Origin of the sequence: Candidatus Salinivivens marinus (assembly GCF_965655845.1) — a bacterium.
In the GTDB taxonomy this organism is placed as follows: domain Bacteria; phylum Pseudomonadota; class Alphaproteobacteria; order Rhodobacterales; family Rhodobacteraceae; genus Salinivivens; species Salinivivens marinus.
In genome coordinates this window covers 61615-82615 of record NZ_CBFHHX010000002.1, presented here as the reverse complement: position 1 = coordinate 82615, position 21001 = coordinate 61615, and the positions used below count along the sequence as shown (strand labels likewise).

17 protein-coding genes are annotated in these 21001 nt (G+C 39.9%); 12 read left to right on the top strand and 5 right to left on the bottom strand.

Going from position 1 to position 21001, the window contains the following annotated elements; genetic code table 11:
- Positions 1-3: 3 nt before the first annotated feature.
- Positions 4-690 (top strand): tRNA (5-methylaminomethyl-2-thiouridine)(34)-methyltransferase MnmD, encoded by a 687-nt coding sequence (gene mnmD / locus ACTF5Q_RS02630; protein WP_438953150.1) that lies wholly within the window; start codon positions 4-6, stop codon positions 688-690.
- Positions 683-1549: a DMT family transporter gene (locus ACTF5Q_RS02625; protein WP_438953149.1), complete on the top strand. Its 867-nt coding sequence runs from the start codon at positions 683-685 to the stop codon at positions 1547-1549. The genes mnmD and ACTF5Q_RS02625 overlap by 8 nt, the downstream gene beginning before the upstream one ends.
- On the opposite strand, the gene ACTF5Q_RS02620 is transcribed toward ACTF5Q_RS02625, so the two are convergent.
- On the bottom strand, positions 1514-3502 hold the full coding sequence (locus ACTF5Q_RS02620) for a transglycosylase SLT domain-containing protein (protein WP_438953148.1): 1989 nt from the start codon (positions 3500-3502) through the stop codon (positions 1514-1516). The two genes, ACTF5Q_RS02625 and ACTF5Q_RS02620, sit on opposite strands and share 36 nt — an antisense overlap.
- Positions 3503-3626: 124 nt before the next feature.
- On the opposite strand from ACTF5Q_RS02620, the gene dapA reads away from it, so the two are divergent.
- Positions 3627-4499: a 4-hydroxy-tetrahydrodipicolinate synthase gene (dapA, locus tag ACTF5Q_RS02615; RefSeq protein WP_438953147.1), complete on the top strand. Its 873-nt coding sequence runs from the start codon at positions 3627-3629 to the stop codon at positions 4497-4499.
- Between the two features lie 48 nt (positions 4500-4547).
- Here dapA and ACTF5Q_RS02610 read toward each other — a convergent pair whose 3' ends face one another.
- Both ACTF5Q_RS02610 and uraH read right to left on the bottom strand, forming a co-directional pair.
- Entirely contained in the window at positions 4548-5798 is a 1251-nt protein-coding gene (locus ACTF5Q_RS02610) for a urate hydroxylase PuuD (RefSeq protein ID WP_438953146.1), read from the bottom strand.
- 45 nt (positions 5799-5843) lie between these two features.
- Positions 5844-6197 (bottom strand): hydroxyisourate hydrolase, encoded by a 354-nt coding sequence (gene uraH, locus ACTF5Q_RS02605; protein ID WP_438953145.1) that lies wholly within the window; start codon positions 6195-6197, stop codon positions 5844-5846.
- 135 nt (positions 6198-6332) lie between these two features.
- On the opposite strand from uraH, the gene puuE reads away from it, so the two are divergent.
- The 5 genes from puuE to ACTF5Q_RS02580 all read left to right on the top strand — a co-directional run bounded on the left by puuE (position 6333) and on the right by ACTF5Q_RS02580 (position 13008).
- The gene (gene puuE / locus ACTF5Q_RS02600) at positions 6333-7745 is read left to right on the top strand and encodes an allantoinase PuuE (RefSeq protein WP_438953144.1); all 1413 of its coding nucleotides are present in this window, start codon (positions 6333-6335) and stop codon (positions 7743-7745) included.
- The gene (locus tag ACTF5Q_RS02595; RefSeq protein ID WP_438953143.1) at positions 7745-8236 is read left to right on the top strand and encodes an ureidoglycolate lyase; all 492 of its coding nucleotides are present in this window, start codon (positions 7745-7747) and stop codon (positions 8234-8236) included. The genes puuE and ACTF5Q_RS02595 overlap by 1 nt, the downstream gene beginning before the upstream one ends.
- 59 nt (positions 8237-8295) lie before the next feature.
- Complete coding sequence (locus ACTF5Q_RS02590; RefSeq protein WP_438953142.1) at positions 8296-9612, top strand: uracil-xanthine permease family protein; 1317 nt, start codon at positions 8296-8298, stop codon at positions 9610-9612.
- Positions 9613-9701: 89 nt separating this feature from the next.
- Entirely contained in the window at positions 9702-10037 is a 336-nt protein-coding gene (locus ACTF5Q_RS02585; protein ID WP_438953141.1) for a DUF2794 domain-containing protein, read from the top strand.
- 76 nt (positions 10038-10113) lie between these two features.
- Entirely contained in the window at positions 10114-13008 is a 2895-nt protein-coding gene (locus tag ACTF5Q_RS02580; RefSeq protein WP_438953140.1) for an error-prone DNA polymerase, read from the top strand.
- Here the strand turns inward: ACTF5Q_RS02580 and ACTF5Q_RS02575 are convergent.
- Positions 13005-13640 (bottom strand): RluA family pseudouridine synthase, encoded by a 636-nt coding sequence (locus ACTF5Q_RS02575; RefSeq protein WP_438953139.1) that lies wholly within the window; start codon positions 13638-13640, stop codon positions 13005-13007. The two genes, ACTF5Q_RS02580 and ACTF5Q_RS02575, sit on opposite strands and share 4 nt — an antisense overlap.
- A 110-nt stretch (positions 13641-13750) precedes the next feature.
- On the opposite strand from ACTF5Q_RS02575, the gene ACTF5Q_RS02570 reads away from it, so the two are divergent.
- The 4 genes from ACTF5Q_RS02570 to ACTF5Q_RS02555 are packed head-to-tail and all read left to right on the top strand — an operon-like array spanning position 13751 to position 20165.
- Entirely contained in the window at positions 13751-14323 is a 573-nt protein-coding gene (locus tag ACTF5Q_RS02570; RefSeq protein ID WP_438953138.1) for a cupin domain-containing protein, read from the top strand.
- Positions 14324-14364: 41 nt separating this feature from the next.
- Positions 14365-16812 (top strand): GcvT family protein, encoded by a 2448-nt coding sequence (locus ACTF5Q_RS02565; protein WP_438953137.1) that lies wholly within the window; start codon positions 14365-14367, stop codon positions 16810-16812.
- Positions 16809-17708: a homocysteine S-methyltransferase family protein gene (locus tag ACTF5Q_RS02560; protein WP_438953136.1), complete on the top strand. Its 900-nt coding sequence runs from the start codon at positions 16809-16811 to the stop codon at positions 17706-17708. The genes ACTF5Q_RS02565 and ACTF5Q_RS02560 overlap by 4 nt, the downstream gene beginning before the upstream one ends.
- 15 nt (positions 17709-17723) lie before the next feature.
- On the top strand, positions 17724-20165 hold the full coding sequence (locus tag ACTF5Q_RS02555) for a GcvT family protein (RefSeq protein WP_438953135.1): 2442 nt from the start codon (positions 17724-17726) through the stop codon (positions 20163-20165).
- 26 nt (positions 20166-20191) lie between these two features.
- On the opposite strand, the gene ACTF5Q_RS02550 is transcribed toward ACTF5Q_RS02555, so the two are convergent.
- A complete protein-coding gene (locus tag ACTF5Q_RS02550; protein ID WP_438953134.1) occupies positions 20192-20992 on the bottom strand; it encodes a hypothetical protein in 801 nt (266 codons plus the stop codon).
- Positions 20993-21001: the final 9 nt, after the last annotated feature.

Sequence of the window (21001 nt, the reverse complement as noted above, 5' to 3'; positions counted from 1 at the left end):
ACCATGCCGAAAAAATACGCAACGCTTTCATGGCATGACGAAACAGTGCCAATTTCGGATAAATTTGATGACTCTTACTATTCCTTAGAAAATGGATTGTTAGAAGCAAATTACGTTTTTTTAGACGGAAATAACCTTCCAAAACGGCTGGATCACGGTTTTAAAATAGCAGAATTAGGGTTTGGAACAGGGTTAAATTTTCTAGCAACATGTGCAGCTTGGAATAAATCATCAAAAACAGGGAAATTTGATTTTGTTAGTTTTGAAGGATATCCGATAAGCGGTCCTGATCTACAAAAGGCACATGTTATTTTCCCAGAGTTATCAGAATATGCAGAAACTCTTCAAGACAGATGGGAAGAGATCCTTGAAGGTAATCTAGTGGATTTCGGATTTGCAAGCCTTCGAGTATTTACAGGAGATATTTCAAATACATTGACAGAGTTTAATTCAAAAGTTGATTGCTGGTATCTTGATGGATTTGCACCAAGTAAGAACCCCGAAATGTGGACAGATCATATTCTTAAATTGGTTGCTTTAAGAACAAAACATGGGGGAAGCTTTTCGACATACACAGCCGCTGGCCATGTAAGGCGTTCGTTAGAATTATTAGGTTTTGAGGTAATTCGACAAAAAGGATTCTCAAAAAAAAGACATATGATAAGAGGGACAAAAATCGCTAATGACTAAACAAAACGAGAGTCTTGGAATTTTGTTAATGATAATAACAACGATTGTTTTTGCTAGCCAGGACGGACTGTCAAAATACCTAGCCACTGAATATAACGTTTATATGGTCGTAATGATCCGTTATTGGTTCTTTGCTACCTTTGTAATTTCCATGTCTAGCCAAAAAACTGGTGGAATAAAGCGCGTTGCAAAAACTAAATCGCCGATACTACAAATTTTTAGAAGTCTGATTTTAGTAGCTGAAATGTGTATCACAATCCTTGCATTTACCTTGTTAGGACTAGCAGAAACACATGCAATTTTTGCTTCTTATCCATTAATTATTGCAATGCTGTCAGGACCGATTTTAGGTGAGTATGTAGGTTGGCGTCGATGGTTGGCCATTTGTGTAGGTTTTATTGGTATTCTAATCATTCTCAATCCAGGCAACGGTATTTTTAGCCCTTATGCATTGGTACCGCTAGCGGGTGCTATTCTCTTTGCATTATACGGATTACTAACTCGCTATGTCGGTCAATATGATAATTCAAGCACCTCTTTTTTTTGGACTGGTGTTGTAGGATCTATTGCAATGACCATCATTGGATTGAATTATTGGGACCCGGTATCAAAATCCGACTGGAGTATAATGTTGCTCCTGTCTGCATCTGGAGTAGTCGGTCATTATCTATTAATTAAGTGCTATGAAGTTGCAGAAGCAAGTGCAGTTCAACCTTTTGCATACTTGCAGTTAATTTGGGCATCCATGATTGGTATTATCATTTTTGGAGAGCAAATAACAACAAACGTTTTAATTGGTGCGTGCATCATCGTCGGCGCGGGTTTATTCACTCTGTGGCGTGAACGAAAAGTAAGCTGAACTGCCCAAGAATTCAGAGAATTCATGATCTATTTCTTTACCCACTACTAAGGTTTTATAAAGAGTCAAACTTTCCGTAATACGCATCACGTAATTGCGAGTTTCTCCAAATGGGATCATCTCTACCCAGTCTACTAGGTTTGTTTTTCGGTCTAGCGGGCTTCCCAGATGTTGGATCCACTTATCAGCATTGGAAGGCCCAGCATTATAAGATGCTGCAATTAGAATAGGATTACCGCGATACCTGTATGATAATTCTTGTAGATAAGTCGCTCCAAGTAAAACGTTGTATTTCCAACTCGTTATTAAGGACTCTTCTTCGAATGGTATCTTTAAATTCTTAGCCATTTCTTGAGCTGTACCTGGCATCACTTGCATCAATCCCAATGCACCCGCAGACGACTTCGCATATTGGTCAAACTCACTCTCACGTCTGGCAACAGACAATAGGAGGTCGACAGGAACTGCCCACTGATAATCCGCCATATCATGGAGAGCAAAATAGGAATCGAACACTATAATTCCCATTCTGGCCTGGCGCTTACCAAATCTAATTTGAATATGTGGATCGTCTAACTCAGATAAAAAACTCTCCAGTTTTAGAAGGTTATGCTTTGATAAATTTTCAGAAAGGTGTGTTAAAAATCGTTCCGCTAGCCCATTCTCTTCCACTGCCAACATTAATATTGCAGCTTGGAAGACAGTCGATTGTATAAATTCTGCATTCCTCCACTGAAGCTTGATATTAGGGTCCATAATATCATACGGTAAAGATCGTCCGAGCTTCTCTAACGCCAACTGACCGTAATAAGTTGTATAGTTTTCTGATGCTCTATCATATGCGCGTCTTGCACTTTCAAGATTGTTCAAATCTTCGTGGGCACGACCCAACCAGTAAAAACCACGACCAATAGAGATTGGGCTCTCAACGATCTCTATAAAGTTTTGAAAATGGTCAAGTGCAGAATTAGGATCCTTAAGTTTCCGTAGAGCTATGAAACCTGCCAGCCACTCCAAACGCGCTTTCAATTTAGCATTTTCGACAAAATGACCACTTAATACACCATAGGACGTTTTGTAATCACCATCCCAAAGTAGCTGTCTCGCTAACTTCTCACGTGTTGCACCCCATATTTCTGGACGACCTAAGTATTCCTTTTTTTCACTCAATTCGTACAAAAGTTGGAACGCTCGATCATCATAACCATATTTCAAGCGCCATTTGAACCTAGCAAAGTTTAAAACAGGATGATTGCGCAGGGTCTCCGGCACCCTATTAATTAAAGTATTCACTCCATCCTTTTTATATTTCCTAAGAGCCACAACAGCTTTTACAAGCTTTTTATAATCATCTGATAACAAAGGGATAAGATCGTCTAAGGCTTCAAAAGCATCTCTCCATAATAATTCAATGGATCTCTCATCATGAAGCTGAGATAACGCCACATCATATTTACTCAGGTAAACAGTCTGTAAATCTGAGTCCATGACCTCAGATATCCACTTATCCTGAACAATCAATTCAGCTTTATTATTTTTACCTGCTGCTAAAAGAGCATCCGCATAAATAGTAGCCGCACTTGGTGAAATGGGTGGGTTTTCGTCAAACCAACTCAGAATTTCATTACGACTACTTTCAAAGAAAACTTGCTCCCCTTTTTCTTTCAAATAAGGTAAACCCGGCCAATCCTGGTTACGCTGCAAAAATTCCCTCAATTCTTTGGGACTTCCTCGACCAGATCTAAACTCATGCCACAGAATAATATCTCTGGCCACTTTACCATCTGCCTCTGCAAATTGTTTTGCTTCATACCAGTAGCCAGAGCGCATCGCTTCAAGAGCTTTTTCTAAAGGACGCCTATTAGTATCTTGGGCAGACACCCCAGTATTAAAAACAAGAATAAGGGAAATCAAAAAGTATAGTGTTTGTCCGACCTTACTTAATAGCTGCATTTTCAATTCTGGTAATTATGGTTTTTAATAAGTTTACTTGAGCTTTAATCACGGTTAAACCAACTTGTGAATTGATTAAAAACTTTTTTAAATAATTTTAAAAGTGTTTCAAGAGGAGATGAACATGCTGAAAGGTTCAATGCCAGCATTAGTGACACCGTTTAAAAACGGGGAACTCGATCTCAATACACTTGAAAGTTTGGTGGATTGGCATATTGAACAAGGGAGCCACGGTTTGGTTCCTGTTGGTACAACTGGTGAAAGTCCAACACTGAGCCATGAGGAACATGAAATTGTAGTTTCAACAGTTGTTCAGAAGGTAAACGGGCGTATTCCGGTTATTGCTGGTGCCGGCTCAAACAATACACTCGAAGCGCTAAATTTCATGAAGCATGCAAAAACGGTTGGAGCGGATGCTGCACTTGTCGTTACCCCTTATTACAACAAGCCCACTCAGGCAGGCCTTATAAAGCATTTTACAGAGCTCCACGGTCAATGTGAACTTCCCATAGTCATTTACAATATACCTGGGCGATCATCGATTGATATGAGCCCTGAAACAATGGGTCATTTGGCCAAGTTACCAAGAGTTATTGGTGTTAAAGATGCAACCGGTGATTTAGCAAGAGTATGCGCCCAGCGTATTACATGTGGAACTGACTTTTTACAAATATCTGGTGAAGACGCGACTGCTCATGGATTTAACGCTCAAGGTGGTGTCGGCTGTATTTCTGTCACGGCAAATGTGGCACCAAAATTATCCGCACAATTACAGGCTGCAACATTAGCTGGTGATTACGACAAAGCTCTTGAATTACAAGATAAACTCATGCCCTTGCATCATGCAATTTTTACTGAACCCGGGCTTGTGGGCGTAAAGTACGCAATGAGTCTTTTAGGCTTATGTTCAGACGAAGTAAGGCTTCCACTAATACCACTAAGTAATGAAACAAAAAAACTCATTAAATCCGCGATTGAGACTGCAGGCTTGACTTAGTTTTTAGATTTTCGAGAAACTAGTTACTCATCATTCGAGTTAAAATGATTATTTAAGTGCTTCGGTAAAGCTCATACCGTTTACTGTGCTTTTAAACCACCTCTTTAGAATGGCCCTCTCATGATCCTCCATGTAAGTTATATTGGCCGGAGGCATTGCATAAGAAATAGCAGAGTGAAGGTATATTAATTTAGCATTTTTAGTTATGTCGTTTGGTGTTTCTAAGTAGACATCGCCTGGTGCCCAATTAACTCCCTCCCATACTGGTTCTCTTGCGTGACACATAGAGCACCTACTTACAACAATATCGACTGTTTCAGAAAACTCCTCCGCACTTTCGAAAACGACTTGCTTCTCATTTATACGCGCCGCTTCCTTATCTGAAATTATTGCGGGTGCCATAGATAACCACATTATAAAAATAAAAATTATTATTGTAACTGGCCAAGTCCATATAGGATTTCCGGCTCGGGCATGAATTGTATTGAAATAGTGCCTTATTGTGACGCCCATAAGAAATACAAGGGCCGCGATTACCCAATTCCATTCGGAAGCAAAAGCAAGAGGATAATGGTTTGAAAGCATCAGAAAAATTACTGGTAATGTTAAGTAGTTATTATGTGTTGACCTTAATTTTGCGATTTTACCAAATTCTGGATTAGGAGTGCGCTTCGCAAATAAATCATCCACAACAATTTTTTGGTTGGGAATTATAACCAGAAAGACATTTGCGGTCATAATTGTAGCTGTGAACGCTCCCAAATGCAAAAAAACTGCTCTGCCAGTAAATATTTGATTGTAGGACCATCCCATTACCACAAGAATGAAAAATAGAACTACCATTAATAACGAAGGATTATTTCTAAACCTCGACTTACATAAAAAATCATAAATGAACCAACCTATTACAAGGGAAGCTGCAGATATTATGATACCCTGCCATAATTCAAGATCTGATTTAGCACTATCGATTAGGTAAAGTTCACCACCAACCCAATAAATAACCACCATGAGCGCAAACCCAGATAACCAAGTTGAGTAACTTTCCCACTTAAACCAAGTCAAATGCTCAGGAACTTCATTGGGTGCAACTGAATATTTTTGAATGTGATAAAATCCACCACCATGAACTTGCCATTCTTCTCCCTGAACACCAGGCGGTAACTTATTATTTTTCTGGAGGCCAAGATCTAACGCTATAAAATAAAAAGATGATCCTATCCATGCAATTGCTGTTATTACATGTAACCAACGAAGAGCAAATTCTAGCCAATCCCAAATTACTATTATTTCCGCCAAATTATTAACCTTAATAAAATCATATATTAATCACTTTAAGGACGATTAGCTTCCCCGGTATGTGGAATACCCGAAGGGAGATAATAAGAGTGGAACGTGGTAGTGCTTATTTTCGCTCATTCCAAAACGAATAGGAACCAAATCTAGAAACACAGGCTCGTTATAAACTTGTTTCAATTGCCTGTAATAATCTCCAACATGAAAGATTAGCTCAAATGTTCCTAATCTAAAATCTTTTTCCGCCAAGACAGGCTGGTCTGTTCGTCCATCCGCATTTGTGATTAAAGAACACACTTCTTTGCCGCGGCCGTTATGATATTCAAAAAAATCAATTTTTAAATTAGCCGCCGGCGTTCCTCGGCTAGTATCTAACGCATGAGTTGTTAAAAACCCTACCATTCTATAGCTCCAAAAGGGATTAATTTTTTAAGTAATACATAAAGAATACTATGTTGAGACTAATTCATTAAAAAGTATGTTTCAAAATAAAAATTAGAGTATAAGTCATTAAAATTAATAAAGTCGGAGTCCCAAGTGGATCGTTATGAAAGAGATTTGATTGGCTATGGTCAAAACATACCAAAAGTTAAATGGCCTAATAACGCAAAAATTGCTGTCCAATTTGTCATAAATTATGAAGAAGGTGGAGAAAACTGCATTTTACATGGAGATGATGCATCTGAAGCTTTCCTGTCTGAAATTATTGGAGCCTCCCCTTGGCCAGGTCAAAGACACTGGAATATGGAAAGTATCTACGAATATGGTGCAAGATCTGGTTTCTGGCGTCTTCATAGATTATTCACCAAAATGCAAATACCGGTAACGGTTTACGGAGTTACATCCGCGCTTGCAAGGAGCCCAGAGCAAGTACAAGCTATGCAAGACGCAGACTGGGAAATAGCCAGCCATGGTTTGAAGTGGATTGAGCATAAAGACATGCCCGCAGAAGTCGAAAGAGCGCAGATACAAGAAGCCATAAGATTACACCAGAGAGTTACCGGTCAAAAGCCATATGGCTGGTATACAGGAAGATGTTCAGAGAATACCGTAAGATTGGTATCAAATGAAGGTGGGTTTGATTACATTTCTGACAGTTATGCAGATGATTTACCATATTGGATAGATATTGATGGCCATGACCAATTAATTATCCCTTATACTTTAGATACAAATGATATGAGATTTGCGACTGCACAAGGTTTTTCAACCTCTGGGCAGTTTTTTGATTATTTAAGAGATACTTTTGATACCCTATATTCTGAGGGGGTGGAAGGATCTCCAAAGATGATGTCAATTGGCTTGCATTGCAGGCTAATCGGTAGACCTGGAAGGATTACTGCCATAAAGCGATTTATTGAGCATGCAACCTCATTCAAAGATGTTTGGTTCGCAAAACGAATTGAGATTGCGCAACATTGGCAAAGACACCATCCAGCCAAAAGGTTTGAAAAACCATCAAAAATGTCGCAAAAAAAGTTCGTTGAAACGTTTGGTGGCATTTTCGAAAAATCGCCTTGGATTGCGGAAAAAACTTGGGATACGGAATTGGGACCCGCTCACGATACGGTCCAAGGTTTACACAGCGCATTCTGTCGCATCTTCCGAGCAGAAGAAAAGGAAGTTCGTTTAAAAGTTTTAAAAGCTCATCCAGAATTGGCTGTAAAACTTTCAAAAACTGAGCAGCTGACAAAAGAAAGCCAAAACGAACAGGCAAGTGCAGGTTTAGACAACTTAACATCTGAAGAATACGAACAATTCGCCGAGCTAAATAGATCTTACAGAGAGAAATATGGTTTTCCCTTCATTATTGCGGTAAAAAACTACAGCAAATCAGAAATTTTAGATAATTTTATTTCTCGTATTAAGAATACAGAAGAAATGGAATTCAATGAAGCATGTGCGCAAGTGGAACAGATTGCAGAAATTAGATTGCTGGAGATAATTTAATGGCACAGAAAATTATAACTGAGTCCCTGACAAAAAAAAAATTTCAGGACTTTGGAGAGGTCATTGATACTGGCGGTGATCCAGATATGTTGATCAATCAAGGTCTATGTGAAAGATATCATGACAGAGCTAAAATAGATGTAGGACCCGATGGGAAAGTCGGTTTGAGCTTATTTAACGCAGAAACACGCTCGTTGCCATTAGTCCTTAAGATGATGGAGCGACATCCTGACGGAAGCCAAGCCTTTATTCCTATGTCTACTAATGGATTTTTAGTCATCGTTGCAAATGATAAAAACAATAGGCCTGATACCCCCAAAGCGTTTCTATCATCGCCTGGTCAAGCGATAAACTTTTTTAAAGGGACCTGGCATGGCGTGTTAACTCCCTTAAGTAAACCCGGTCTCTTTGCAGTAATCGATAGAATTGGAGAATCTCAAAATCTAGAAGAATTTTTCTTTGACGTACCATATATAGTTGATAGACTCTAGGGCATCTGCCTTAAAAATAGGCAGAACGCTAAATTTAATAGTCAAATAGGGAGACTAAAATGACTGACAATGCTATGGGTTCTTACAGTGATCCCAACATTACACCCCCAATGGGTCAAGCAGCCCCACTGGGATTACAGCATGTCTTGGCCATGTTCGCATCAAACGTAACTCCATCCATAATTGTTGCGGGAGCAGCAGGGCTGCAATTTGGTGGTACAGAGCAAGTATATTTAATCCAAATGGCAATGCTTTTCGCAGGCATAGCAACATTATTTCAAACCATAGGGTTTGGCCCGGTAGGAGCCAGGTTGCCGATAATGCAAGGTACAAGCTTCGCATTTGTTGGTGTTTTAGCTGGTATTGCTGCAACTCAAGGCCTCGGTGTGGCTTTAACTTCCTGTATTATTGGTGGCTTAATTCATTTTGCGTTGGGTTCAGTTATTGCCAATATTCGGTATTTATTTCCACCACTTGTGACAGGGCTAGTTATCCTCGCAATCGGTCTTTATTTGGTACCAGTCGGTATTAAGTATGCAGCGGGTGGAGCAGCAGATTTCCAAATGGCAGCAGAAAGCTTTGGCTCTCTAATGCATTGGACAGTTGCACTTACAGTCATTGTGGTTGCTCTTGGATTTAAGTTCATGACGAAGGGAATTTTATCAAATGCCGCAATACTGCTGGGCTTAATCGCAGGTTATCTAGTGGCCTTTATGTTCGGTATGGTTAATTTTGCAGCTGTCGGTAAAGCGAGTTGGGTAACGGGACTTCAAACTTTACCATACGGATTTGAGTTTAACCTAGGAGCAGTGATAGGCGTAACGATAGTTTCAATTGTTTCAGCGGTTGAAACCATTGGCGACACTTCAGCGACCGCTAAAGCTGGAGCTGGTCGTGAGGCCACTGACGAAGAAATATCTGGTGCTACATATGCTGATGGCCTCGGAACGGCGGTCGCAGGAGTTTTTGGCGGTCTGCCTAACACTTCTTTCAGTCAGAATGTGGGCATCGTGGGTATGACCGGTATTATGAGCAGGCACGTTGTTACGATCGCAGGTGCAATTATGGTTATATGCGGACTAATACCAAAAATAGGAGCAATCATTGCTTCTATGCCTCTCCCAGTTCTGGGCGGTGGCGTGATTGTAATGTTTGGTATGGTGGCAGCTGCTGGACTTAACGTACTAAGCGAAATAAAAATGTCTCGCAGAAATATGATTATTATCGCATTGTCATTGTCTATTGGACTAGGCTTTAATCTGGTGCCTTCCGCAGTGCAATATCTACCAGGTATTTGGAAAACATTAGCTACCTCAGCTGTAGCACCCACAGCATTTTTGGCTATTATTTTAAACCAAATCCTACCAGAAGAATAAAATTAAATTATTACTTTTTGAAACGCCCTGAATTTTCAGGGCGTTTTTTGTTGTATTGATTTCAGCGTGAATCACTGTAACATAAAAGCATGAATAGTTTCATTCCTATTGCAAACTTCCATAGCAATGTAGTTAGTTTTCAAAAACCTGAGCTCACTATTATTTTATCACTGTATGGTCGTATGGTGGCTTCTGGTGAGTGGCGCGATTATGGAATTTCCTCATTAAAAGAGGTTGCGGTATTCTCAGTTTTTAGAAGAACAGCAGAACATCCAATCTACAGTATTGAAAAAAGACCGAAATTGCGAAATAGGCAAGGTCAATATGCGGTTGTTGGCATGGATGGACAAATTCTAAAACGTGGTCACGACCTCAAATCAGTTTTAGGAATTCTAGAACGTAAGTTAATCAAACTAGTTGATTAGTTGTCATCAGACAAATTTTTCAAATATTTTCTTTTTAAACTAGAAAAGAACAAACAAAGAACATATTTATGTGTCTATGTTTTCTGAACTATCTATTACATCAAACTTTAGCTTCCTACAGGGTGCCTCTCACCCTGAGGAATATATGGAACGCGGAGCTCTTTTAGGCTTAAGTGCAATTGCAATTGCAGATGTTAATTCTGTGGCTGGGATCGTACGCGCACATACACATGGGCAAAAAATTAAGGAAACTGTTTCAGAACGCCAACAGATTGAACCATTTGGACCTCCATGCCCAGAGCACCTAAAAGGATGTAGTTCGCTACATGTTGAAAATATACCTCGTTTAATACCAGCTGCACGCTTAATTTTTCAAGAAGGTGTTAGTACCACTTCAATTATCCAAACACATGAGGGTTGGAAAATACTTTGCAAGTTAATCTCAAAAGGCCGTTTGCGGAGCAAAAAGGGTGAGTGTGAACTAAAAATATCAGATATACCTAAAAATTTATCTGGGATAAAATTATTGCTACATGTTCCACAAACTTTACCTAGAAAAAATACTACTTGGTGGAACAATGTACGACATTTAGCAAGCGAATACAAAGACTGCTTATATTTGGTAATGTCACCATACTATGATGGATTAGACGGACCTCGTTTTGATAGATTATACCAAATAGCTAAAAGCTTTTCACTACCAGTTGTAGCAAGTTCTTTTCCTTTAATGCACCATGGGAAACGGCGCCGATTGGCAGATGTGTTGTGCGCAATCAAGCAAGGTAAAAAAATTGAACAACTAGGAAAAAATGCTCTGGTAAATGCAGAACAACGGTTAAGAAGTCCTCAAGAAATAAATAAGCTGTTCGCCAAATTTCCAATTGCCATAAAAAATGCGAATAAAATTTCTGCAAATTGTTCATTTACACTTGATCAGCTAAAATATGATTATCCCAAAGAAAGTGACAGTCGCAAAGCTCCATCAGAGCGACTGAATGAATTAGCAATGGAAGGAATAAAGTGGCGCTACCCACAAGGAGTACCAAAACGTGTAAATCAAATTTTAAATCATGAATTAAAGCTTATAAAAAAATTAGAATACGAACCATACTTCCTTACGGTAAATGATATAGTTCAGTTCGCCCGTTCACGTAACATTCTTTGTCAGGGAAGAGGGTCTGCCGCAAACTCTGTCTTATGTTATTGTTTAGGTATAACATCGGTAAGCCCTGAAATAGGTACAATGGTTTTCGAACGTTTTGTTTCAGAAGCAAGAAAAGAACCACCTGATATAGATGTTGACTTTGAACATGAGCGTCGCGAGGAAGTAATTCAGCATATATATGAAAAGTACGGGCGCGACCATGCTGGATTATGTGCAACAGTAGTTCACTATCGTGGAAAGCGCGCTGTACGTGAGGTCGGCACAGCTATGGGATTAACCAAAGACACTATTAGTGCACTCTCCTCACAACTTTGGGGGTTTTCTAGTAATGGGAAAATTAGTGAAAAATGGTTAAGAGAAATTGGACTCAATCCAAATGATATCAATCTGCAAAAAACACTATTATTAGTCCACGAAATAATAGGCTTCCCTCGCCATCTTTCTCAGCATGTAGGCGGTTTTATCATCACAGAGGGTCGTTTAGATGAACTTGTTCCGATTGAAAATGCGAGTATGGAAGGGCGAACTGTAATTTGCTGGGACAAGGATGATATCGATTCCTTAGGAATTTTAAAAATTGATATTTTATCCCTTGGCATGCTGACTTGCCTGCGCAAATCATTTGATTTAGTTCACCAACATCTTGGTCATAATTTTGATCTTGCTACTATTCCTGCTGAAGATCCTAAAGTCTACGACATGCTGTGCCGCGCTGATAGTATTGGAGTGTTTCAAGTGGAAAGTCGCGCACAAATGAACTTTCTTCCCAGAATGAGGCCACGCTGTTTCTATGATCTGGTTATAGAAGTGGCAATAGTAAGACCGGGCCCAATTCAAGGTGATATGGTCCACCCTTATATTCGCCGACGCAATGGTGAGGAACAAGTTGAATTCCCGTCAGATGCACTTGGAAGTGTATTAAGTAAGACACTGGGCGTCCCGTTGTTCCAAGAGCAAGCTATGCAAATTGCCATTGTTGGAGCAGGCTTCACTCCAGAGGAAGCAGACAAATTACGTAGAGCTTTAGCAACCTTCAAAAAACATGGCTCAGTGAGTGAGTTAAGAACCCGTTTTTTAAGGGGAATGCGCCAAAACGGCTATGGCAAAGATTTTTCCGAACGATGTTTTTCCCAAATTGAAGGTTTTGGGTCTTATGGTTTTCCTGAAAGTCATGCTGCTAGCTTTGCATTATTAGTATATGCTAGCGCTTGGATAAAATGTCACCATCCAGCAGTTTTTGCGTGTGCTCTATTAAATTCTCAACCTATGGGTTTTTATGCACCGGCCCAAATACTTAGTGATGCACAGGCACATGATGTTACTATTTATCCAATTTGTATCAACAATAGCTACTGGGATAATACTTTAGAAACAGACAAAAATGGGAAATTAGCATTACGATTGGGTTTTAGACAAATAATTGGATTAACCAAGGAAGATGCATCTTGGATTACTGCTGCGCGTGGAAATGGTTATAGTACTATAGAGGATATATGGCGACGTTCTGGCATTAAATCTGCCACACTAAATCGCTTAGCCGAAGCTGATGCGTTTATATCAATTGGAATAAATCAACGCGAAGCAATTTGGCAAGCAAGTGCCATTCTCAGTAATAACAAATTACCCTTGTTTGATCAGGACATTGATGGTGAAATTATAAAAGAAGCGCTCCCCATATTACCCAATATGAGCCTCGGAGAGGCTATTGTGCAAGATTACACTGCTACAAAATTCTCACTCAGGGCTCATCCTCTATCTCTATTACGAGATATTTTAACGCCGCCATATCAAAGTATTAATCACTAAAAAGGTGCTTTTGATCTAAATCTAGAACCAAATCCATTCTCAGGATGTTTCACCCTGAGCTCTTCTGAATGTAACATCATTCTATGGTGTGTACTAACCTCTCCATATATAGGGTCTCCTAGGATAGGATGACCCAACGCCATGCAGTGAACTCTTAGCTGGTGCGAACGTCCGGTTTTGGGGACTAAACGCAATCTACTTTCATTTTGATTAGAACTCAGTTTGTACCATTCCGTTAGTGCCAGCTTTCCAGTCTCATGACAAACCATCTGACGGGGTCTATTTTCCCAATCAACAACCAACGGCAAGTCAATTAGACCACTTTTTTGTGTCACTTCTCCAGAAACACGGGCTACATATGTCTTCTTTACTTGACGCTTTTCAAATTGCATCGACAGCGCTCTTTGGGCATACTCTGTTTGTCCAAAAATCATAACACCAGATGTATCCCTATCAAGACGATGAACTAAAAGCGTATTTGGAAACGCAATTTTTAATCTACTCAGCAAACAATCCGCCAATTCAATACCCTTGCCAGGAACAGAAAGTAGACCTGCTGGTTTATTCACGACCAAAATATGCGCATCTTCGTGAAGAATATCTAATGGTTCAGTCGGTGGGTTATATTCCATATCAATCCTTCGCCTAAACAATAAAATAAAAAAAGTCTATACTCATGAAATTTTACTTGATTTTTTCATGAACTGCTAACACCGTACCTTTAATTAGTTGTAGGTGAGTAATGCATAATTTTGATCCAAATTCATCATCAACCTTGGGTGCTGATCTTCGGTCACTACGAAAATCTCGCAAGATGACAATTAAGGAATTATCTACAGCTACAGAAAAATCATTAGGATGGATTAGCCAAATAGAAAGAGATAAGTCTCAACCATCCATTGATGACTTAAAAGACTTGGCTCGCGTTCTTAACGTGCCCCTATCAATATTATTTGGACAATCACGCTCAGGATCAGAGGAAGAGGGTTATATTGTTAGAAAATCAGCTAGGCGGGTCATAGGTTCAAACTCATCTGGTCTTAAAGAGGAGTTACTTTCTCCTGACCTTACTGATGACTTTGAAGTTGTATATTCAACGTTTGAGCCAAATTCAAAACTAGCAAAAAGACAAAAGAGACAAACACAAGAAGTTGGATATGTAATAAGCGGCAGTCTTATTGTTAATATAAACGATAAAGAATTCACAGTTAGTGCAGGCGATAGTTTTAGAATTAAAGGGGAAGCACATAGGTGGGCAAACCCGTTTTCAAAACCATGCAGTATAATATGGGTGATTGCCCCACCAATTTATTAAACAATTGAATATACCTCAAATAAGTTTCTAAGGAGATAAAAATGTCTGAATTTCCAAAATCTGCAAGAGTGGTAATAATAGGCGGTGGTGCTGTAGGAGCCTCAGCACTTTTTCATCTCGCTAAAGCAGGGTGGACTGACTGTATACTTATTGAAAAAAATGAACTAACAGCTGGTTCTACGTGGCATGCGGCAGGAAACGTACCAACATTTTCCACAAGTTGGTCAATAATGAATATGCAGCGTTATTCAACTGAATTATATAGTGGATTGGCGCAAGAAGTAGACTACCCGATGAATTATCATATGACCGGATCAATAAGGCTTGGTCATTCCAAAGAACGGATGCAAGAATTTGAGCGTGCAAAAGGAATGGGACAATATCAAGGTATGGATCTGAATATCCTTGGTTTAGACGAAATCAAAAATAAATACCCATTTATTGAAACTCATGACCTGAAAGGAGCTCTTTACGATCCTAGTGATGGGGATATTGATCCAGCGCAGTTAACACAGGCGTTAGCGAAGGGCGCGCGAGACTTAGGCTCAGAAATAATCCGCTTTTGTTCAGCAACTGGCGTCAGCAGAAAAAATGATGAATGGATTATTCATACAACAAAAGGAGATATTCGATGCGAGTATGTCGTTAATGCAGCGGGTTACTACGCTCAAAGGATTGGAGAATGGTTCATCCCATACGGAGGAAGAACTGTCCCTATGATGGTTATGAGCCATCAGTACCTATTATTTGAGGAAGTTGAGGCCATAAAAGATTGGTCCACTGAAATGCAACACAAACTTCCACTGCTTCGTGATGTTGATAGTAGCTATTATCTTCGCCAAGAAAAATTTGGTTTCAACCTTGGTCCCTATGAGCGAACTTGTAGAGCCCACTGGGCGCAACCCGACGACCCAATGCCGGAAGATTTTAGTTTTCAGTTGTACCCCGATGATCTAGATCGATTGGAATGGTACATCGAAGATGCATTAGCTAGAGTGCCTCTGTTGGGTGAAGCGGGGGTTAGCAAAGTTATAAATGGACCAATCCCGTATGCACCAGATGGACTTCCTTTGATAGGTCCAATGCCTGGCGTACCGAATGCATTTGAAGCATGTGTATTTACTTTTGGGATCGCTCAAGCCGGTGGGGCAGGAAAAGTTTTATCCGAGTGGCTAATTGAGGGCGAAACAGAATGGGACATGTGGTCATGTGATCCGCGGCGTTACACAAATTATACAGATCATGATTATTGTGTTGCTAAGGGCATGGAAATTTATGGACATGAATATGCTATGCATTTCCCGTGCCATGAATGGCCAGCAGGAAGGAATAAAAAACTTTCACCAGCGCATGACCAAATAGTAAAAAAAGGTGGTCAAATGGGTGCGTACAATGGTTGGGAGCGTGCAAACTGGTTTGCTCATAGCACTGACGATATTTCCGAAAAGACAACGCAAACATGGGAACGTAATGGCCCGTGGGAGCAACGAATTAAAGAGGAATGTTATGCCGTAAGAGATGAAGTAGGTGTTTTGGACCTACCTGGCTTCAGCCGCTTTGATATTGAAGGGAAAGGAACTGCAGCATGGCTTCGAGGAAGAATTGCAGGATCATTGCCAAAAATTGGACGTCTTAATTTAGCATATTTTGCAGATACAAGAGGTCGCATATTAACTGAAATGTCAATCATTCGACACTCTGAGGAAAAATTTACTCTCATAACAGCCGCTTCGGCTCAATGGCATGATTGGGAAATAATTAACAAAGCATCTTCTTTAAATATATCCGTAACAGACACAACTGAGAAACTTAGCACTTTGATAGTTACAGGGCCAAAGTCTCGTAATCTACTTGAAAAAATTGGTACTGACGCAGATCTATACCTTCCTTGGTTAAGCCATCATAAAGCAAAAGTATGCGGGAAGCCTTGTCATTTGATGCGTGTTAGTTTTGCGGGAGAATTAGGTTGGGAAATTCACACTGATGTCGAAAATATTTCAACTCTCTACAAAAAAATTAGTGATGCAGGCGCAAAGCCGTTTGGCATGTGGGCTTTAAATTCTCTTCGCATAGAAAAGGGATATCGAGCTTGGAAAGGAGACTTATCAACAGATTACAGCCTGTTAGAGGCTGGTTTGTCGAGATTTATTAAGTTCGATAAAAAAGAGGGTTTTCCAGGAAAAGCAGCTTTAGAGATAGAAAGACAGCACGGAAGTAAAAAACAGTTTGTATCACTAATAGTAGAGGCGGGAAAATGTGACGCTCCATATATGTCTACTCTATGGAAAAATGATCAAATTGTGGGAGAGACGACATCTGGCGCATGGGGCTATCGCACGAATTCTTCAATTGCTCTTGGAATGATAAGGAGTGATTTGGCTTCGGCAGGAACAGAAATTGAAATAGAGATTTTTGGAGACCGTCATAAAGCTACTGTCCAACCAGAAGGGTCAATCTGGGATCCAATGAACGAAAGATTGCGCGCATGAAAGAAGCGATAACACTTCTTGATGGATCAGTCGGACAAGAATTAGTTAAAAAATTTGGTAAAAAACCAACACCGTTATGGTCGACAGAAATTATGTTAAAAAATCCAGAAATGGTATCGAATATCCATAGTGCTTACTTTGAAGCTGGGGCAACTATTGCCACAACAAACAGCTACACAGTACTCCGAGACCGTTTAAAGCACTTCAACCTGGAGCATGAAGTACATAATTTATGGAACTCTTCAGTAGAAGCCGCCTGCAATGCCCGTAATAATTTTGGAAGTGGTCGAGTTGCAGGTTCAATTGGCCCTTTAATAGCGTCATACCGACCTGACCTCTGCCCTGCAATAGATGAAGCATCAAAAATATATGATGAGAAGATTGCAAATATTGCCCCTAAGGTAGATATATTATTAGTTGAAACGGTCTCTTCTTTAAAACAAGCCAAAGGGGTTTTGGCATCGACAGATAAAGAGAACAAGCCGGTTTGGATATCTTTTAGTGTAGACGATCAAGATGGCACAAAACTACGATCAGGCGAAAACCTAAAAGATATAGAGCCTATTATCAACGATCATTCAGTTGAAGCAGTTCTCATCAACTGCTCCCCGCCAGAAGCAGTAGATAATGCATTACCTATCATTTCCAAAATGAATAAACCCTTTGGAGCGTATGCGAATGGATTTTCCAAAATATCAAAAGGGTTTCTAACAGAGAGACCAACAGTTGATGCGTTGGCAGCTCGTAAAGACTTGGGACCGGAGGAGTATAGTAATTTTGTTATTGATTGGGTCAGGAATGGCGCCACTATCGTTGGCGGATGCTGCGAAATTGGCCCCACTCATATCTCGAAGATCGCAAAGAAGATCCATGAATTAGGATTTCAAATTATATAAGGGCATTAGAGGACGATGATACAGGATAAAGCCAAAGTTATTATCATAGGCGGCGGCGTCATTGGATGTTCAGTAGCCTACCATTTGAGTAAATTAGGCTGGAGTGATATAGTTTTGTTGGAGCGCAAACAACTCACTTCTGGAACAACGTGGCATGCTGCAGGGTTGATAGGCCAATTAAGAGCCAGTGCTAATATGACAAAATTAGCAAAGTACACACAAGAATTATACTTTGATCTTGAAAAAGAAACCGGTGTGTCAACGGGTTTTAAAAGAGTGGGTTCAATTAGTGTTGCTCTTACAAACGAGAGAATGGAAGAATTGAAACGCTCTGCAGCTATGGCTAGGGCTTTTGGGGTTGATGTGGAAGAAATTTCTCCGCGCGAAATCAAAAATAGGTATCCTCACATTAATCTAGAAAGGGTAGTGGGTGGGGTCTTTCTAGGGAAAGACGGACAAGGAGATCCCGCAAATATTGCTTTGGCTCTTGCCAAAGGTGCACGGCAGGAAGGTGCTAAAATTTACGAAGGAGTTACTGCAACGAAAATATTTAAAAATCAGAATAAAGTAACTGGTGTTGAATGGACTAACCGGCATGGTGAGAGTGGCCGGATCTCCTGTGAAGAAATAGTAAATTGTGCTGGAATGTGGGGTCACAGCGTCGGCAAAATGTTAGGTACAAATATTCCACTTCATGCATGTGAGCATTTTTATATAGTTACTGAACCAATAGCAGAATTAACTCAACTTCCGGTGCTTAGAGTCCCGGATGAATGCGCTTATTACAAAGAAGATGCCGGCAAAATGCTGCTTGGGGCATTTGAACCTAATGCGAAGCCTTGGGGTATGTCTGGAATACCCAAAGATTTTGAGTTTGACCAACTTCCTGAAGATTTCGAACATTTTGAACCAATTTTGGAAATGGCTGTAAATAGAGTTCCTATGCTTGAGAAAGCTGGAATTCATACGTTTTTTAATGGGCCAGAGAGTTTCACACCGGACGATGCTTACCACCTTGGTCGCTCACCTGAAATGGAAAATGTTTGGGTAGCAGCAGGATTTAATTCAATAGGTATACAATCCGCCGGAGGTGCGGGAATGGCACTCGCACAATGGATGCAAGATAAAGAAAAACCATTCGACTTGGGCGATGTTGATATAAGTCGTATGCAACCTTTTCAAGGAAATAAAAAATATTTATTTGAACGGTCAAAAGAAACACTTGGTCTGCTGTATGCTGATCACTTCCCTTTTAGACAAAAGGAAAGTGCCCGAGGTGTCAGACGAACGCCTTTTCATGAGCATCTGAAGTCCAAAGGCGCTGTCTTCGGAGAAGTAGCTGGTTGGGAACGTGCAAATTGGTTCTCTAACACTGGGCAAAGTGATGAATATCGTTATAGTTGGAAACGCCAGAATTGGTTTGAAAATTCAGCTAGAGAGCACATGGCTGTGAGGGAGAATGTTGGTCTATATGATATGTCTACCTTCGGAAAAATACAAGTAGAGGGTAAAGATGCCGAAAGTTTTCTAAATTATTTATGCGGTGCAAACTTATCTGTCGACATAGGTAAAATAGTATATACCCAATTTTTGAATTCAAAAGGCGGTATAGAAGCAGATGTTACTGTGACTAGACTAAGTGAGACCACGTATTTGATCGTAACACCTGCTGCTACTCGACTTGCTGATGAAACTTGGCTGCGTAGGAATCAAAAGGACTATAGCGTAGTTATTACAGACGTTACTGCCGCAGAAGGAGTTCTTGCATTAATGGGACCAGCGTCAAGAGCTTTACTAAATAGTGTTTCTCCAAATAATTTTGAGAATGAAACGAACCCTTTTGGCACTGCACAATTGATTGAAATAGGAATGGGACAAGCCCGTGCCCATAGGGTTTCTTATGTGGGCGAACTTGGATGGGAGCTATACATTAGTAGTGATCAATGCGGTCATATTTTTGAGACGATATTTGATGCTGGATCAGAACATAATTTAAAGTTATGTGGAATGCACATGATGGACAGCTGTAGGATAGAAAAAGCTTATCGACATTTTGGGCATGATATTACATGTGAAGACCATGTCCTTGAAGCCGGGTTGGGTTTTGCAGTGGATACTGCCAAACCGGATTTTATAGGCAAAAAAGCTGTGTTTGATAAGAAAGAATGCGGCTTAGAAAAGAGACTGGTTCAATTCCAACTTACAGACCCTGAGCCTCTATTATATCACAACGAACCAATAATGAGAGATGGCGAAATTGTAGGTTATATCAGTTCAGGTAATTATGGGCATAAACTAGGTGGAGCAATCGGTATGGGATACGTACCTTGTAAAAATGAAAGTCCAGAAGAACTTCTATCATCAAAATTTGAAATAGATGTCTCAGGTACTATTTGCGCGGCGAAAGCGTCGCTTAAACCTTTATACGACCCACTCAGTAAACGTACAAAAGCCTAGTTTTAGTTGCCTACTCCCTAAAAAAGTCACTTGAGCCGTGGTGGTTTTAGATTTTCTTTTAAGTCTATAGCTGGCTCAAATGAAGCACTTTCTTCTTCTAAATCTTTTTCAAAATTTAACGAGATACCAATCTTTCTGATTTTTTTTAAATTTGGGCTGTCAACGTTCAGGAAAATAACATCAATTGGTTTCTCATCGTACAATGTAAAGTTAACTACTTCATTTACTACTTTAGCTATTACAGCATGCATCTTTTGATTTATATCAACAAATACAATAAGTTGCGACTTATAACCACTTTGATAGATTACTTCAACAATCCATGCCTCGGGAACAAATTTAGATAAGTCACTTAATTTATTATTTAATGAATTCCTTACTACGAATGGTATACTTGGTTTGCTAAACTTAGTTATCTTATCGCTTAATCTTTTTGGGGATTGCTCGACAATATTTTGCAACCAATCAATATCGTTACTGCTGAGCAGTATCTCTGAAGAAACAGCCAAATTTAAGTTTAATCCCAAGCCAAGCTTTTGCTCTTTCAACATTGGTAAAACCATTCGCCCCGTTAGTGCAAGATAGGGGGAGCTATTTCCAGTAAAGTCAACTAACCTAGAAATGGTATCAAAAACTAATGCATATTTATCTTCAGGCGTTTCAATTAAATTTGGACAAGCTATGCCGCCTTCAATCTCTTTCTCCAGTAATAAATATAATTCAGTATCAAGTAGAGCCTCATAAAATAAAAATCTTGATTTGTCATCGTTGTCCGTACGATCGGCTAACTCTTTTAGCTCATCAAGCTTGGTAATATTCTCAGTCATTCTGAATTC